At 35.6% G+C, this 16,881-nt stretch carries 22 protein-coding genes and 1 pseudogene; 13 read left to right on the top strand and 10 right to left on the bottom strand.

Annotation, left to right across the window (positions count from 1 at the left end; translation table 11 throughout):
* Positions 1 to 267: 267 nt before the first annotated feature.
* From MR875_08670 to MR875_08625, 10 genes are all read right to left on the bottom strand, one after another.
* Positions 268 to 792, bottom strand: a complete 525-nt coding sequence (locus MR875_08670; protein ID MCI6994908.1) for a nucleoside-triphosphatase — start codon at positions 790 to 792, stop codon at positions 268 to 270.
* 45 nt (positions 793 to 837) lie between these two features.
* Positions 838 to 996: a hypothetical protein gene (locus tag MR875_08665; protein MCI6994907.1), complete on the bottom strand. Its 159-nt coding sequence runs from the start codon at positions 994 to 996 to the stop codon at positions 838 to 840.
* Positions 997 to 1,301: 305 nt separating this feature from the next.
* Positions 1,302 to 1,637, bottom strand: coding sequence for a tetratricopeptide repeat protein (locus MR875_08660; protein MCI6994906.1), 336 nt, complete (start codon positions 1,635 to 1,637; stop codon positions 1,302 to 1,304).
* A gap of 73 nt (positions 1,638 to 1,710) precedes the next feature.
* Entirely contained in the window at positions 1,711 to 3,576 is a 1,866-nt protein-coding gene (gene gatE / locus MR875_08655; GenBank protein ID MCI6994905.1) for a Glu-tRNA(Gln) amidotransferase subunit GatE, read from the bottom strand.
* Between the two features lie 11 nt (positions 3,577 to 3,587).
* Positions 3,588 to 4,898 (bottom strand): Glu-tRNA(Gln) amidotransferase subunit GatD, encoded by a 1,311-nt coding sequence (gatD, locus tag MR875_08650; GenBank protein MCI6994904.1) that lies wholly within the window; start codon positions 4,896 to 4,898, stop codon positions 3,588 to 3,590.
* Positions 4,899 to 4,907: 9 nt separating this feature from the next.
* Positions 4,908 to 6,353, bottom strand: coding sequence for a 2-oxoacid:acceptor oxidoreductase family protein (locus MR875_08645; protein ID MCI6994903.1), 1,446 nt, complete (start codon positions 6,351 to 6,353; stop codon positions 4,908 to 4,910).
* A gap of 13 nt (positions 6,354 to 6,366) precedes the next feature.
* Positions 6,367 to 7,482, bottom strand: a complete 1,116-nt coding sequence (locus MR875_08640) for a 3-methyl-2-oxobutanoate dehydrogenase subunit VorB (protein MCI6994902.1) — start codon at positions 7,480 to 7,482, stop codon at positions 6,367 to 6,369.
* Entirely contained in the window at positions 7,483 to 7,779 is a 297-nt protein-coding gene (locus tag MR875_08635; protein ID MCI6994901.1) for a 4Fe-4S dicluster domain-containing protein, read from the bottom strand. It lies immediately after the preceding gene.
* Positions 7,780 to 9,453 (bottom strand): AMP-binding protein, encoded by a 1,674-nt coding sequence (locus MR875_08630; GenBank protein MCI6994900.1) that lies wholly within the window; start codon positions 9,451 to 9,453, stop codon positions 7,780 to 7,782.
* Positions 9,454 to 9,475: 22 nt separating this feature from the next.
* The gene (locus tag MR875_08625; protein MCI6994899.1) at positions 9,476 to 10,036 is read right to left on the bottom strand and encodes a cupin domain-containing protein; all 561 of its coding nucleotides are present in this window, start codon (positions 10,034 to 10,036) and stop codon (positions 9,476 to 9,478) included.
* Between the two features lie 266 nt (positions 10,037 to 10,302).
* On the opposite strand from MR875_08625, the gene MR875_08620 reads away from it, so the two are divergent.
* From MR875_08620 to MR875_08560, 13 genes and pseudogenes are all read left to right on the top strand, one after another.
* A complete protein-coding gene (locus tag MR875_08620) occupies positions 10,303 to 10,674 on the top strand; it encodes a hypothetical protein (protein ID MCI6994898.1) in 372 nt (123 codons plus the stop codon).
* A gap of 159 nt (positions 10,675 to 10,833) precedes the next feature.
* A complete protein-coding gene (locus MR875_08615; GenBank protein MCI6994897.1) occupies positions 10,834 to 11,259 on the top strand; it encodes a universal stress protein in 426 nt (141 codons plus the stop codon).
* Between the two features lie 185 nt (positions 11,260 to 11,444).
* Positions 11,445 to 11,891, top strand: a complete 447-nt coding sequence (locus MR875_08610; GenBank protein ID MCI6994896.1) for a 4Fe-4S binding protein — start codon at positions 11,445 to 11,447, stop codon at positions 11,889 to 11,891.
* A gap of 20 nt (positions 11,892 to 11,911) precedes the next feature.
* Positions 11,912 to 12,571, top strand: coding sequence for a Coenzyme F420 hydrogenase/dehydrogenase, beta subunit C-terminal domain (locus tag MR875_08605; protein MCI6994895.1), 660 nt, complete (start codon positions 11,912 to 11,914; stop codon positions 12,569 to 12,571).
* Positions 12,484 to 13,501: pseudogene (locus tag MR875_08600) on the top strand (4Fe-4S binding protein). Before MR875_08605 ends, MR875_08600 begins: the two are co-directional and overlap by 88 nt.
* Positions 13,502 to 13,686: 185 nt before the next feature.
* Entirely contained in the window at positions 13,687 to 14,079 is a 393-nt protein-coding gene (locus MR875_08595) for an energy-converting hydrogenase A subunit A EhaA (protein MCI6994894.1), read from the top strand.
* Positions 14,072 to 14,569 (top strand): hypothetical protein, encoded by a 498-nt coding sequence (locus tag MR875_08590; protein ID MCI6994893.1) that lies wholly within the window; start codon positions 14,072 to 14,074, stop codon positions 14,567 to 14,569. Before MR875_08595 ends, MR875_08590 begins: the two co-directional genes overlap by 8 nt.
* A gap of 5 nt (positions 14,570 to 14,574) precedes the next feature.
* A complete protein-coding gene (locus MR875_08585) occupies positions 14,575 to 14,823 on the top strand; it encodes a DUF2109 domain-containing protein (protein ID MCI6994892.1) in 249 nt (82 codons plus the stop codon).
* Between the two features lie 6 nt (positions 14,824 to 14,829).
* Entirely contained in the window at positions 14,830 to 15,099 is a 270-nt protein-coding gene (locus MR875_08580; GenBank protein ID MCI6994891.1) for an EhaD family protein, read from the top strand.
* On the top strand, positions 15,092 to 15,352 hold the full coding sequence (locus MR875_08575) for an EhaE family protein (protein MCI6994890.1): 261 nt from the start codon (positions 15,092 to 15,094) through the stop codon (positions 15,350 to 15,352). Before MR875_08580 ends, MR875_08575 begins: the two co-directional genes overlap by 8 nt.
* The gene (locus MR875_08570) at positions 15,349 to 15,942 is read left to right on the top strand and encodes an EhaF family protein (protein ID MCI6994889.1); all 594 of its coding nucleotides are present in this window, start codon (positions 15,349 to 15,351) and stop codon (positions 15,940 to 15,942) included. Before MR875_08575 ends, MR875_08570 begins: the two co-directional genes overlap by 4 nt.
* Entirely contained in the window at positions 15,942 to 16,637 is a 696-nt protein-coding gene (locus MR875_08565) for an EhaG family protein (GenBank protein MCI6994888.1), read from the top strand. The genes MR875_08570 and MR875_08565 overlap by 1 nt, the downstream gene beginning before the upstream one ends.
* Positions 16,638 to 16,643: 6 nt before the next feature.
* The coding region (locus MR875_08560; GenBank protein MCI6994887.1) for a hypothetical protein at positions 16,644 to 16,881 on the top strand (238 nt) is incomplete at its 3' end.

Here is a 16,881-nt window from a genome sequence, read left to right as displayed (position 1 = left end):
GAGAGATAATAGGTGTTGGACCGACGAATCAAACACCTCGTGTTTTTTTAAGGAAAATTATTATGTGGTAGATTTTTTTAATTTTCCAACGACTTGCATCGAATTAGAGAAATTGTGTGAAAATCTAATTCAACACGAACTTTTATAATATGGAGATTTATTATTAGTTGTCTAATAATATAAGAGAATATTTTTAGGTGTCCCTAAATTTCATCTCTATTACATAGTTGGTCATCATAGTATATAAAGGTATGCATTTTTTTTAGGTCAACCTATAACTTCATTCTCCATAAGTTCACAAAATTCAAGATAAACATATTTCCTGTTTTCTACAGTCACTTCAAGAACTGTTGTATCCGGATGATTTTTCACATCCAATGGAAGTCCTTTCATCATTGGTTTTACAACTCCAATCACGGGCACGTCACTGTCAGGAATTTCCAAAACACGTCTGTTGAACTTCAGGGCACGTGTTTCCATAAATCCGATTTCATCCATCAGTATGAGATCATAATCTCCAGGTGAATTTAGTATCTCGACCCCTCTTAAATCAAAGTTTTCAGGATAAGCATCTCTTTTATGAGTCCTAGTTCCAACGTGACTATGTTTACTATAATCAACTTCAAATTTGGTGGCTGGCACTATATATACTCCTCTATAAATACCACGGTTTTCATCAAAATTAGTCAGGGTCTTGAAACCGCCAATCTTCAAATCCGGATGACTGGAAATAAACCTGTTCAGGATAGTACTTTTTCCAACTTGCACATTTCCTGTTAAAAATATATTCATGATATTTAAAATTATAAAAAAAAGAATTTTTTAATTAAAATCAGTTTACAACTCAAAATTGAAGCTTACAGTTGTAAATTTCATTCCGTTGTCTCTGATTTTTTTGGATTTTATTTCAACTTTTCCGTATTTCTTTAAAAAGGAATTAATTTCCCTTGAAACGGAATCATAGTTTCTTCTGTCATAAACCCTGTAGTTTCCCATAAACTTGACACTTTCACTTCTGTTTAGAACATTTACCTGGTCAAGTCTGAATGATTCGCCGTTTTTTTCTAAAACTGAGTTTATTTTCTCAAAATTTCTTCTTTGATTTTATCTTTTTCTTTGTTGCTGATCATAATATCATCTTCTTATAGTTAACCTTAATTTTAGGTTTGCTTGTATATCACTATTTCTATATGTGTCTGGATTAAATAATCACATTTTGGTATGTGGCTTCAATTTCATCAAAGCTTTTATCAAAAAGCGGGAAATATAATAGCATCCGGTTGTACATTTTCTTTGCTTTTTCAACTTCCCCGTCTATCATAAGCAGATATGTATTCTAGATAAAAGTTGAGATTTCTGGAATCTATGCTGATTGCAGTTTCATATTCTCCCATTTTAAAATAAGTGATTCCAATCAATGTTAATAGTTCATCATCATGACTTAATGATAATGCCCTTTTAAGCTGCTTGATGGATTCATCGTACCTTTTAAGCTTAAACAGTATCTCTGCCAGATACCTTGTATTGTCAAAATCTAAATTTTCAACATTTAAGAGTTCTTCAGCAGTCTTTGAATGATTTTCAGTAGTTTCACAGTCAAGTTCTGCAAAACTGTTTAGATGGTTGTCGGTTGTCATAACATTAAATGCGGTCTTTTTGCATATTAATGTTGTGATTATAAAAAAAGAGTATGAATTTAGGATTTTGATCCTAAATTAATTTTTGAATTTCTTCACGTACGGTCTTGTTGACCATACCACCGTCTGCTTTTCCTTTGAGCTGTTTCATACATATACCCATTAAAGGACCCATAGCTCCCATTTGACGTTCTTTTACCATTCCTTCGTTTTTAGCAACGATTTCTGAAATGATTTTAACGACGTCCTCTTCGCTGAGCATGGTCAAGTTGTTTTTCTCAGCAATTTCAGCTACTTCGCTTTCAGGTGCTTTTATGGTTTCAACGGTAAGTTTACGTACGCTGTCTTTTGCAATTTTACCTTCTGCTAGGAGAGTAAAGATTCCTTTGAAATGGTCTAAGGTTAAAACATTAATGTCATGGCCTTCCCTTTTGATCTCACGAAGGTCATATGCAAGAAGTGATGCTACAGGAGTTGAGTCCACATCAACATCTGCCAAAATAGCTTCAAACATGTCTGCTTCCTGTCTTCTGACAAGTTGTGCAGCAAGGTCTTCACTTAAGTTGTATTCTTCAATGATTCTTGCCTGTTTTACGTCAGGAAGTTCAGGTAAGTTGTTTGCAATGGGTTCAACTCTGTCAGATGTAATTTTGAATAATGGAATGTCTGTTTCAAGATACATTCTGTTAGCGGTTGGAAGAGGTCTCATGTATTCGGTGTTACCGTCTTCTAATGCCTTACGGGTTTCTTCAACTACTCCATCTAAACCGAGTGCTGCTCTTCTTTTTACTTCCTCTAAAGCGGAAACTGCAATGTCTTCATCGTGAGCTACAATAATGAATGCGTCTTCTTCGCCGATGTTTAAGTAATCAGCTACTTTGTCAACTTCTTCCTGGGTGATTCCGTATGCAGGCAATTCATCGGAGTGGAAAATACCTGATACTCCACGTTTTTTAGCATAGCTTGCAATTTCAGTTCCGAATCTTCTTCCAGGCTGTACTTCAACACCAATCAATCCGTCGTAGCCTTTTAAAACTACTGCTTTGATGGTTTCAGCTGATTTCAAGATTTTGGATTCGGTATCTTCAAAGAGTTCATCTAAATCGTGGATTTCATCCAATACTTCAGCATTTCTTTCTTTAAGCTGTTTTTTAATGTCAATTAAAGTAAGCTGTCTTTGGATTTCACGGTTTACGATTTCAGCCATCAAGTCCAAGTCCTGTACACCTTTGATTTCCACACGTGCTCCTTCTGCAATGGAAATGTTCAAGTCCTGTCTGATTGTACCGAGTCCTCTTTTAACGTTGGTACTTCTCAAGATTTGACCGAGCATGTATGCAACTTCACGTACCTGATCCGGGTGGTGCATTGAAGGGTCAGTGGTTACTTCAGCAAGAGGTATTCCAAGTCTGTCCAATCTGAACTCGGTAAAACCGTCTTTGGTTTCAATTCTTCTTGCAGCATCCTCTTCAAGACCTAAACTTTCGATTACAACTTTTCCGTATGGGGTTTCAAGGTATCCGTCGGTTGCAACCATACCGGTTCTCTGGAACCCACCGGTGTTACTTCCGTCAATAACCTGTTTTCTCATTGTATGGAACTCGTCAACAACATGCATATTCATTAAGCATGCAATTGTAATACAGATGTCAAGTGCTTCCTCGTTTAAGCTGTGAGGTGGCTCGTCATCGTTTTCAACAAGACAGGTGTGTTTTGCGAAGTTTTCGTATTTGAAGTTCATTCCTCTTAAAGATTCCTGAAGTGCAGCTCTGTCGATTTCTCCAAGCTCTGATTGGGTTGGTCTTAATTTCCTTTGAACTATTTCATCAAAGTCATCATCAACAAGCTCTGTTTTACAAGGACAGAATAATTTGTGTTCACTGTTCAATTGTTGGTGAATTTCAAGTCCCATTTTTAATCCTAATTTTTCGTAATCCATACTTAATCACCCTAGTTCAAGAAATCCTTAATGGAGGATTTTTTGCTGAATTCACCTGCAATGTTCTTGTGCATGATCTCTTTTACTTCACTGTAGTCATCGCTTTGACCTAATGCCCAGCATAATTTCACGTAGGTGGTTTCAGGAGTCATGTCGATACCTGAGATTACGCCTGCATCGATGATGTTACGTCCGGTTGAGTAAACGTTCATGTTGACTCTTCCGTAGAGACATTGTGATGTCATGATGACTGGAATGTTTTCATCTCTTGCTCTTTTGAATGAATCGATGAGTTCATTTGGAACGTGTCCAAGACCGGTTCCTTCAATGACAAGTCCTTTGTATCCTTTATCAATGTGATATTCAATGTAGTCAGGAGAAATTCCTGGGAAACTTTTGATGAAACCTACTTTTGATTCAATAGAAGTATTCAATTCCAACTCGTTTTCACCACGTTTGGTATAGGCGTAGTCGGGATTAATGTTGACTTTTTTGTTTTCAATTTTAGCTATTGGCTGAGCGTTGATGCTTCTGAATGTATCTCTTCTTGAAGTGTGCATTTTTCTTACTTTGGTTCCTTTATGTAAGTAAGTGTATTTGTCATTTAAGCTTCCGTGCATACATACGGATACTTCTGCAATGTCTGATTTAGCAGCGATTACAGAATCGATTAAGTTGATGTTCGCATCACTTGAAGGTCTGTCGGAACTTCTCTGTGCACCTGTAATGACAATAGGAACTGGAGTTTTAAGCATGAAGCTTAATGCAGCTGCAGTGTAGTGCATAGTATCAGTACCGTGTGCAATTACAACACCGTCAGTACCGTTTGAGATATCGTTTGCTATTTCTTCAGCAGCTTTTACCCAGTATTCAGGTTTCATGTCTTCACTTAATATATTATATAAAGCTTTAACGTTGTAGTTAGCATAGTCCAATAATTCCGGATTAGCTTTTATAAGGTCTGAAGCGGTAAAAGCAGGGTGAACTGCTCCGGTTCTGTAGTCGATAACGGATGATACTGTACCACCGGTTGAAACGATTGAAATGTTCTGTTTATCAGGATCGTTTGGAATTTCACTTTCTCCAAATCCTATTTTAGGTTTTTCACCTTTTTCAACGAGTTCTGCAGTAGTATTTTCGATAGCTACTCCGATATTGTATCCGCTGGATAATTTTAAAACTAAATATCCATCATCAGCATCCTCTGGTCTGTCAAGTAAGATACCAGTATAGGAGATATCTTCCTTGTTGATTTTAACGGTATCTCCTATACCTAAACCATAGGTTTCAATAAATTTCTCAGCATTTTCTTTGTAAGTCATTAAATCACACTATGAATTGTTTTTCAACCATTCTGCTCCTGCTTTTAAAACATCAATGTTTACGTCAATAACTTTAGGTTTGGATGCAAACATGTCACGAATAGCGTTTTCGTAGGATTCTGCTTTTAAAGCATCAGTAAGTTCAGTCAATGCACCAAGCAATGCGGTGTTTGCAGTTCTTGCATTTCCATGCTCTTCTGCAATGTCCATACATGGCATAGCAATCACGTTAACGTCTCTGTCGGTTTCAAACTCTCCGATTTTGGAATCGTAAAGAATAGTTCCGCCAACTTTAACGTCAGGTGCAAACTGTTCGAGGGAAGGTTTGTTTAAAGCAATAAGAATGTCAATTTCATCAACTACAGGAGTTCCTATAGTTTCATTGGAAATAACTACTGAACAGTTGGATTTTCCTCCTCTTTGTTCAGGTCCGTAACTTGGATACCATGAAACGTGTTTTCCTTCATCACAAGCAGCGTGTGCAATGGTAAGTCCTGCACTTAATACTCCTTGACCACCGAAACCGGATACTTTAATACTGGTTGGAGTGATGCTTGCATCATCAACGTAACCTGATTCACCTTCTCTGTTAACATTGAACACTTTATCCAATGTTTCAGTGGAAAAGTCACTTACAGGTCTTTGTACAGGTTCTCTTCTGTACATGTCGTTTCTGAAGTTTTTAACAGGGAACTCTTTTTCCATTTGTTCTTCGATGAACTTTTGAGCTCCTTTAACGTCCTGTTTTAAGTTGGTAGGACAAGGGGATAAGATTTCAACAAATGAATATCCTTTTCCTTCTTTCTGTATGGTCAATGCCTGTTTGATTGCAAATTTAGCAAGTCTGATTTTAAGTGGATTTGCAAGGGAAACCCTTTCAATGAAAACAGGTGCTTTTAAAGTATTAATCAATTCGCACATGTGAGTAGGGTGTCCTGCATAGTTAGGATCTCTTCCTGTTTGACATGTAACTGTTTTTTCACCAATTAAAGTGGTTGGAGCCATTTGACCACCAGTCATTCCGTAAACTGTGTTGTTCACGAAGAATACGGTCATTTTTTCTCCTCTGTTAGCAGCCTGTAATGTTTCGTTTAAACCGATGGATGCTAAATCACCGTCTCCTTGGTAGCTCATAACGATTGCATCATCTTCAGCTCTTGAAATACCAGTTGCTACTGCAGGTGCTCTTCCGTGAGCGGTCTGGAAGTTTCCGCAGTTGAAGTAGAAGTATGCGTATACGGAACATCCTACAGGGGAAATCATTACACATCTTTCCTGGATTCCGAGTTCATCCATACATTCTGCAATTAATTTATGTATAATTCCGTGTCCACAACCAGCACAGTAGTGAGTTGACTGGATATTGTTTCCTTTTCTTGGATATTCTTCTAAAAGGGATTGTGGATTTCTACGTACTTTTAATTCATAATCTTTACCAATTTCTTGTTCACTCATTTTTCCACATCCTTTAGTCAATTATATTTGGACTAGCTTTTTCTGAAGTTCTTTTGGATAAGTCTAAGTCATGGTCTTCAAAGCCAGCAATTTCATAAACTTTAGCAAGAATTTGTTTCAATTCAATTAAGTTTCCACCCATTCTGTTTACAAGATGGGTTCCTTCTCTTCTAAGAGCAGCATACTGTACATCTGCAAGCATTTGGCCGTTACTCATTTCAACGGAAATGAATTCAACGCCTTTGTCAGATAACTCTTTGATTCTTTCAGTTGGGAATGGGGATAAAGTGATTAGTCTTAAGAGTCCAACTTTAATTCCGTTTTCACGGCTTTTATCCACTGCAGATCTTGCGATTCTGCTGCTTATTCCATATGAAACCAAAACGATGTCTGCATCTTCAACTTGGTATTCGTCAACGATTACTTCTTCAGCTTCGATTTTTGCGTATTTTTCCTGAAGCTTGTAGTTGAAGTCTTCCAATTCATCGAAATCATTGAAGATTGAAGTAATGAGGTTGCCCATAGTGTTTTTGTTTCCTCTAACTGACCAGGATTCATCAATTTCTGGTTTAATAGCTTCAGTTGGGAATTCTAATGGTTCTGCCATTTGACCTAATGTACCGTCAGCTAAAACAACAACAGGATTTCTCCATTTGTCAGCAAGCTCGAATGCTTTCATGGTCAAGTCACACATTTCCTGAACACTGTTTGGAGCAAGTACGATGTTTTTGTAGTTTCCGTGTCCTCCACCTTTAACTATCTGGTTGTAGTCTCCTTGTTCCGGTCCGATGTTTCCAAGTCCAGGTCCTGCTCTCATAATATCCACGATAACTGCAGGAAGTTCTGCACCAGCGAGATAGGTGAATCCTTCTTGCATTAAGCTCACACCAGGTCCTGATGAAGCGGTCATTACTCTGTGGCCTGTTCCTGATGCACCGTAGACCATGTTGATTGATGCTTCTTCACTTTCAGCCTGTACAAAGTTTCTTCCAACCATCGGGAAGTATTTGGATGCTTCGTGCAAGATTTCACTTGCAGGTGTGATTGGGTATCCAAAGAAACAGTCACATCCAGCATACATTGCGCCGACAATAACTGCTGTATTTCCTTTTACCATTTGATTGCTCATCTAATTTCCCCCTTTGCCCGCTACTTTTGCTTTAATCATTTTTGCAATGGAATCGTTAGCAATGTTTTTTATTTGATGTACTTCTAATCCTAATGGCTCCGGACAGGTAAAGTAACAGTCTTTACATCCGGTACAGCCATTACCACTATAATAAGCAAATTGATATCCTGCGTTATTCATTTCTTCACTAAGTAATATTGCATTTTGAGGACATCCGACTATACATCTCATACAGCCTTTGCATATTTCTTTATTAATAACTGGGTAAGATATCTCCTCTTCAATCATTATAATCATCTAGTTAGCTTTTTGTTGATCTTTTTCTCTGATTTCAACTCTTCTGGTTTTACCACTGATGGTTTCTGGAATATCATCTACATATTCAATCATTCTTGGGTATTTATAAGGAGCTGTAACGTTTTTAACGTGATTTTGAATGTCTTTGGTAAGTTTGTCTGATGGTTCAAAGCCAGGTTGTAAAACAATACTTGCTTTTACGATTTGACCTCTTACTTCATCAGGATAAGCAGTAATTGCACAGTGTAATACTGCTTCGTGGGATAAAACTGCACTTTCTACTTCGAACGGTCCAATACGGTAACCTGAAGATTTGATGATGTCATCGTTTCTTCCAACAAAGTGAACGTATCCGTCTTCATCCACCCAAGCGGTATCTCCACAGTAGTAGTAACCGTCGTGGCATTGTTCAGCTTGTTTTACAGGATCTTTGTAGTATTCTTTGAATAATCCTGGAGTTGGTCCGTTGGAGATGTCGAAACATAATTCTCCTTTCTCACCGATGTCAACTTCATTGTTGTCTTCATCGAGTAATTTTAAGTTGTATAACGGGGAAGGTTTACCGAGGCATCCTACTTTAGCGTCCAACCAGATGAATGTTCCGATGGATAAGGTGGTTTCGGTCTGTCCGAATCCTTCTTTGATTCTTAAACCTGAGATTTCGTAGAATCTTTCGGATACTTCAGGAGGTAAAGGTTCTCCAGCGGTAGTTACGTAGGTTAAGTTGGAGAAGTCATATCCTTCGATGTTTTCTTTGATTAAGAATCTGTATACGGTTGGAGGTGCACAGAAAGTGTTGACCTTGTTTTCGATAATTTTTTCAAGTAATTTGATTCCGTTGAATCTGTCGTAATCATAGATGAATACGGAAGTTCCGGAAATCCATTGTCCGTAGAGGTTACCCCATACAGCTTTTCCCCATCCGGTATCTGCTGCACTGTGGTGTACTCCTCCGTCGATAACGTTATGCCAATATTTGGCGGTTGGAATGTGTCCTAAACTGTAGGTATGTGCATGTGATACCATTTTAGGGTTTCCACTGGTTCCTGAGGTAAAGTAGATTAAGAAGGTTTCGTCAGCCATTGGGTTTTCAGGACCGGTTGGTCTTTCATAAACAGGGCTTTCCTTTTCGATAGCTTCGTTGAAATTAATCCATCCGTCTCTGTCGGTTTCGATTACGAGTTTTACTAAATCCCAGTCTAATTTTTTCTCAGCTTCTTCATAGTCAGGAAGTAATGAATCTTCTTCCACACTGATTACTGCAGTTACTTCAGCCTGGTTTAGTCTGAAATCGATATCGTGAAGTTTTAACATGTGGGTTGCAGGAATTACGATTGCACCGATTTTGTGTAATGCAATCATACAGAACCACCATTCGTATCTGTTTTTTAAGGTGAGCATTACTTTGTCGCCTTTTTTAATTCCTAACCTTTTAAGTAAGTTAACAGTTTTGTTTGAGTATTCACTCATTTGTTTGAAAGTGAAAGTGTGATGCTCATCATGGTCGTTGGTCCAGATTAATGCGATTTTTTCCGGATCGATTTCTGCGTATTTGTCCACCACGTCAAATCCGAAATTGTAATCTGGTTCGTATTTGAGCTTGAAATTTTTCATAAAGTCTTCGTAAGAGTCAAAATCAACTCTTTCTACAAAATTTTCTATTAATGATGTCATTTATATTACCTCGGTTAAATGATTATATGAGTACAGCTAAGAATTTAGCTGGTTTGTCGTTTAATGCTACCATTGCATGTCTGTGGGTAGCGTCGAAAAAGATGGAATCTCCTTCGTTTAATATGATTTCGTTATTGTGAATGTAGATTTTTACTGATCCTTCAAGGACATAGTTAAATTCCTGTCCAGGGTGTGCGTTGAGTGAAGGTACTGGATTTTTTTCAGGATCTACGATTACGATGAAAGGTTCTGCTTTTTTGTGAATGAATTTGGAGCATAAGTTTTCGTGAATGTATTCTTTTCTTCTGTCTACTCTTACTCCTTTGTCTGCACGGGTAACGTCAAAAATGTTCATTCTGTTTTCTTCCCCGGTTAATAATAACCCTAAATCAACTTTGAAAATGTGTGCGAGTTCGTAAATGAAACTTGCAGGAATGTCAGCTTCTGCGTTTTCGTATTGAATGTAAGTTTCTTCTTTAATGTTTAATTCAGATGCAATTTCACTAATTGTAATATCTGATAATTCTCTTAACTCTCTAATTCTGTTTCCAATATCTTTGTTGTATTCATTCAAAATAAACACCTGAGTTTTTTTATAAATTAATTTAATAAATGTTATAATAATATTATACAAGGGTTTGGTAATCGGTATAATAATATAATATAAATATATAACATATAGTAGATTTGAATTTATCATTATATAAAGGTTTTTCAAAATTATGATAATTCGTTATATTTTGTTGAACAAAATTTTTTTTAATTAATTTCTTTTGTACAAATCATAACAATAGTATTTAAATACTTTAAAAGAATAATTTTAATTCATTAACTAAGGAGATTATTAAAATGTCATCTAATGAGATTGGTACCAAAGTACTTTTCAAAAAACAATTAGGTTTGAATTATGAGATAGACCAAAAGTATGTCGGTCTTAAAATGAAGGAAAACAACATTTTATCTTTCAACTTCAGAGTCCCTGGAGAATTAAAGGATGAGGTTGAAGCATATTTTAGAAGATTTAAATTAGGTGAACCAATTTTAGTCGATATTGGTGGAACCGGAGATATCAAATGTGATTTCAAAGGTATATCACCTGTATTGAAAAACAAAGATGAATTCGATCAGTATTTCATCTCCGCTACTCTTCAGGAGGATAAGACCTATGACCCTATAGAAGAGGAAAAATGCGAAACCTGTAGTGGATGCGGATTCCACTAATTTTTTTACTTTTTTTTAATAAAAAACGTCTTATTTTTATTTATTCCTGTTGATTTTAAGGTTTATTTTCATTATTGTCGCTGGTTATTTTTTTCATTTTTATTTTAAGAATTATGTTTAAATAATTTGAATGTTAAACTACTTCGTAAAGGTGTTAATATGTATAAAAAAATTTTAATTCCAACAGATGGTTCTACTTATGTAGACCAGGTAATTGATAGGGTAACCAATTTAATTCCAGCTGATGGTCAAATAATTATTTTAAGTGTGGCACCACAATTGCACTCCAATACATTTCAACGTAAAGGCCGTATTCAGGAATTAAATGAAGAATTGCTTGAAGAAGCTATTGAAAATGTTGAGAATCTTGAAAAGAAATTTCCTGAAGGATATAATATTAAAACCATTGCGAAAACTGGCTATCCTGCAGATACAATAAATAATGTTGCTCAAGAGGAAAATGTTGATTTAATTGTAATTTCTGCATCTGGGAAAAGTGGATTCCGTAAATTTGTCATAGGGAGTGTAGCAGAAAAGGTTTTAAAGATTTCAAAAGTAGATGTGCTTTTGGTTCATAAGAATTGAATAATGTAATTCGATTAAATTGAATTCATAGGATATGATGATTCAAAATAAACTTTTAATTTTTTATTTTTTTATTTTTAATTTTAAAATTCCCATTCCTAATTAATTTAATAAATGAGTTTTTACATATTTAAACCCAAGAATAATAATTGTGGCGTTTTGAATGTTAAATATGTATTATTGATATGATGATTAATCAATATATTAATCAAATTGAAGCTCCCGTTAATGTTGGAGAACTAAAGTTAAGAGTTTGGGACTTCATAAACTCTTTGGATAAAACAGATTTGACTGAAGATGAAATTAAAAACATTGTAGTCAATATGGGTAATTTGGGGACCATTTTGGATGAATCAGATAATCCTAAATTTGACTGGTACTTGAATACAATCGTTGACAATGATTTATGCGCCAAATGTGGAACATGTAGCATAGTATGTCCAAATCATCTTGTCAAGTTTGAGGAAAAGCCTTTTATTCAGGAGGAATGCTATCGTAAGGGAAACGGGATGTGTCAGGAGGTATGTCCTAGGGTAATTGCAGGGGCATATGAAATCAGGTCACGTTTGAATTCATTTGAAGAATATTTCTATGGAAATCAGATATTGAAGGTCAATCTGGTGGGGTTGTAACAAAATTCCTTGAATGCCTGTTGAATGACGGTAAAATCGATGGTGCTGTTGTAATTGGAGGAAGCCACTGGAAGCCTTCAAGTATGCTAGTTACAAACTCAAAAGACTTGTTGAATGTTCACAAGATGGATATTGATTCAACTCCAAAAAGTAAATACTCAATTTCTTCACTCAATGCATTGATAAAAGCAGGTGAAATGGGCTTTGAAAAGATTGCTGTTGTGGGCCTCCCATGCCAAGTTGCAGGATTGAGAAATATTCAATATCATCAATACATTGCAAAGCATGGTGCAGAGCGCGGATGGAACGGAAGACCTTCTAAAATTCCTAAAATAGAATATGTTCTAGGATTGTTTTGTACTGAAAAATTTGAATACTCAAAAATACTGGATAAGATTAACAACTTAGGAATAAACATTGATGATGTAGTCAAGTTTGATGTAAAAGGACCAAATTTTATTGTATCTACTGATAGTAAGGACTTTGAGATTAAGTTGAGTGATATTGAACCGTCTCCAGGGTGTCTTATGTGCGTGATTTCGATGCTGAATTATCTGACATCAGCTTCGGTGAAAAAGGTTCACCAAAAGGATATTCAACTGTTGTTATCAGAACTGAAAAAGGAGAAATCATCAAGGACTATTTTGACTTCAATGATTATGTTGATATTAAAGAAATAGACTTCATGAGGGATTTTAAAGAAAAACGCTTCCAAAAGGAAATAGCTCATAGAAAAGAGACTGGAAAATCAAATTCATACTACTATCTCTGGAGATTTGGAGGTGTGGGTATGGGTCAGAAAGGAAAAGCATACCTACGTTTTAGAACAACTATCGGAGGATACTATGATGCTGACCTTCTTATGAAAATTTCAGCAATTGCCAAAAAGTATGATGGAATTATCAAATTAACCTCTCGTGAGGAAATTGAGATACAGGGAATAAATCTTGATGATGTTGAGGATATTGTAGCTGACTGTGATGATTTACCATTAATGAACAGTACTGAAGGACCACTTGTCAGATCATTGATGTCATGTCCTGGAAAAGAGAGATGCCTGTTGGGTTTAATCAACACTGGTGAAATTGCAGAAAAAATCGAAGAGAAATATGCAGACAAACCGGCCAACTATAAGTTCAAAATAGGAATTACAGGATGCCCTAATAAATGCCTGTTTGTATCTACAACAGATTTCGGTATCTATGGTATTAAAACACCTGAAACAAATGACAACTGTAATGGATGTGGAAGATGTGAGGATGTCTGTAAGATAAATGCAATTGAAATTACAGGTTACAATGCAATAACAAACTATGATTTATGCATTTCCTGCGGTAAATGTATTCATGCATGTCCTAATAATGCCAAAGACACTAAATTCAAAGGATATTGCATTTCAATTGGTGGAAAAGGTGGTCGTGAGACTGTTTTAGGTCATGAGATGTTTGTTGAAAATGAAGATGAGATTTGAAACTTTGGATGCTGTATTTGAAGTTTACAACAAATTTGCTCAAAATCCACAAAGGGAACGTTTGGCCACTACAATAAAAAGAATGGGTCATTTGAATTTCTTTAGCGAAGTTGAAAAAGTAAAGTTATCCAAAAAATAATTTTTATTTTTTCTATTTATTTTTTTTTACTGAAAAATTGACTTTTTTAAAATATGTCAATAGTTATTAAAATTGCTTTATTTTCCGATTTAACTACTAAAAACTAATTTAAATTTTATTTTTAAGTAACAATATTTATATAGTTTTTATAAGTATATTTATAAAATAAGAGGAGTCTTAATAGTATGTTAAATTTTATAGGAAATACCTTATCTTTTGCTTCATATGGAAGCACATTTGGACTTGCAAATATAATAACAATTAGTCCAACTGATATTGCTTTAGCTTATATTGTAGCTATTGTAGTTTCAATAGTTGTTGCATTTGCACTAAAACTTCCATTATTGCCAAGCAAACCATACAGGTATTCATTTGATGTAAGTGCGATATATCCAACTCCGATTATTGCCGTTGGTATACTTTCAATATTTATTGTATTGAACTATACTTTCATGTTTAATGGCTTGATTTTAGCGGTTGTAATCGGTATTTTATCTGCATTATTTGTGAAATACTTATTTGATTTCGTATTTCCAAAACCTCTAGATGAAGATGAAGGGGATGAGATTGATGAATGAGGTAATTGGAATAATAATTGCCGCAATTCTATGTTGGTTGAATTTTGTTGTAATAGATACATATTTCGGACTTCCCGAACAGCCTGGCGTTAGAGGAGCTAGGATTATTGGACAAGACGTCGAAAAAAGAGGGGGAGACATCGCTGGTGGATTTTTCCAAGGAAACATCTTATGTTCTCCGGATGCATCCGCTGGTACATTATTAGCTTCTATTGGATATTTGGTTTTAGGAATTCCTGGTGGAATAATTGCTGCATTTTTCGTATTCATGGGAAACAGATTATGCGCAGATCCAGGGTATGCAGGAACCTGCGGAAGTCTTACTGCAACTTGTATCATATTCATATGTTCATTTTTAGGAATGACACCTGAAATGTTCATTGTCGGAATGGTTATTGCAATCGTAACAGTCATGGGTATAAGCCAGACCAAAGCTTCCATCGTGTTAGGTAAAATTGCAGAAAAATTCAATAGGCACGCTAGAGAGTGATTGATATGTATGTAGAAATTATTGGAGTCATAGTTCTATTCGTAGCTGTAAGGGCTTTAGTGACAAGAAACAGGGCTGAAAGATTATTATACTTGAACGTAATAGGTTTTGGAGTTTCAGCTATTATTGCATTGGTAATTGACACACCATTTGCTCTTGTTGTTGCTGCAGCATTCTTTATATGTTCTACAATTAGTGCTAATGCGATTGCATATACCTTGAAAAGGTTAGATGACGAAATACTTTTGGAGTAGGATAATATGGAGTTTTTCGTATCAATTATCGCAATTGCCTTAATGCTCATAGGTGCATTCGGTATTATATTCATGAAAAAGCCTTTGGACAAGGTTATAATGTTTTCAATACTTGATGCTGGATTTGTATTGGTGATTGTTTTATTCAAATATTTGGACGTTGCAATGTTTGCAGCATTAGCAGATCCGTTATCTACTTTAGTATTCATTTTAGCTATCGTTAAAATAAATGAAATAAGAAAAAATAAACTCGCAAGTGGTGATGCAGATGATTAGTGTTCCATTATTCTTTTACTTTGGAATTTTCCTTGCAATTGTAGGAAGTATTGCTACTGCATGGGGTCCTGGAGTCAACGACCCAATTATAAGGACATTCAATACTGAAGTAGCTTCAATCGGTGTTTGTTTGGTGTTATTATGCTACAACCACGTTTTAGCATTATTGACATTACTTGCAACAACCGTAATTATCAGTTTAATTTTATTTAGAGCTATTATTCGTTTAGAAGAAATGGGGGCAGACGTATGAGAATAGGAGTTTTATGGAACAAACTGGCTGACCCTAAAAACATCCCTAGACTGTTTGCATTCAGTTTAGGAATAATTCTAATTATAGGATTAATTGTCCCAATGGCTTTGAATCCTGATCAAATATATGTTAGACCGGCTCCACAGGAGCAAATAGATGATGGTCTTTCAATTGCACCTTATGACAGAGGTGGAGAAGTATTGACACAAGCAGGTCACATTGACCCTCAATATCCTGATAATGCTAAGGAACTAGGAATGATTACTGCATATATGTCTCCATTGGCACAATGGGTATCCTCAATTTCCCCATACTTTGGAACATCAATTTATTCATCTCCTGGTGGACTTATAGATGAAATTTTATACTATACAAGAGGATTCGATACAATTTTAGAATCTTCAATCTTGATGATGTCATTCATCATTGCATCATGGTTATCCATTAACTACACCATGAACAGAAAAAATGATGAAGAAGAAATCAAAAAAGACGTTAAAAAAGCTATTAAAGACTCAACAAACGTAGCTAATGAAGTTAGTGCAAACGACGCTAAAGTTCGTGCAAAGCAATTGAGGAGGGATAACTGATGGTAATTATACCTGAATTTGTTCCTACTGCATTTTTAAACATGTATTTGCCTGCAATTTATGCTGGTTTAATAGTTGGTTTCATTGGATCAATGGCAATAGCACTAAAAAGAGAAGAAATTCACATTCTTATCTTGACTGACCTTATTGGTCTTGCAATGATATTTGTAGTGTCTGCTGTTGGAACGGATCTTGCAGAATCATTAATTTTACCTGGTTTGGTTGTTGAACTTGCAGAAACATTAGCTATTTCAGAAATTTTAATTACAAGGGAAATGCGTATAATTGAGAACAATCCAAGAAGAAACCTTTCAAAATCTTCTTCACTGTTCCCACAGCCATTTGCATTGAACATGGAGATTTTAAATACTGCTCCTAACTTCATTGCATTGATATTGATTGCTTACGGAATTTTCTTAACAGGTTTTACTGGAGGAGCAGTAGCTGGTGGAGGAATCGTATTGTATGCATTATCCAAAAAAGCAAGAGGTCTTCCAGTGCTTGTTGTGGATGGCCTTGCAGGAGTTTCTGGTATTGCATGGTGTTTATGGATAATAGGTTTCTTATTATTCTTCGTAGTGCCTCAATATTGGTTATTAAGTTTATTCCTCGCTGCATGTGGATTATTATTAAAAGTAGCTTCAAAAGTTGGTTTAATTGGAGTGCTTATGAGAGAAGATATGAATAAGGAGTAAGTAAATATGGATTTTAGTACACTTGGTGGAAATTTATTAGGTACAGTTCCTTTTGGAGATATTGTATTGTACTTCACACCTCTTAATTTGTTTTTATTTGCTGTAATGTTGGGATTTACCTTATTGATAGCTGTAAGTAAACCAGAAACACAAGTTGAAGCTACTTTCATGAAACTTGGAAATACAGATGTGAAAGTAGGTCCAAAAGAGTTTAAGCAAAGAAGATTTTTATCTGTAATCTGTG

Source organism: Methanobrevibacter sp. (assembly GCA_022775905.1).
Taxonomy (GTDB): Archaea; Methanobacteriota; Methanobacteria; order Methanobacteriales; family Methanobacteriaceae; genus Methanocatella.
Note: the sequence above shows the minus strand (reverse complement) of the source record. Positions and strands in the feature narration are given on the sequence as shown.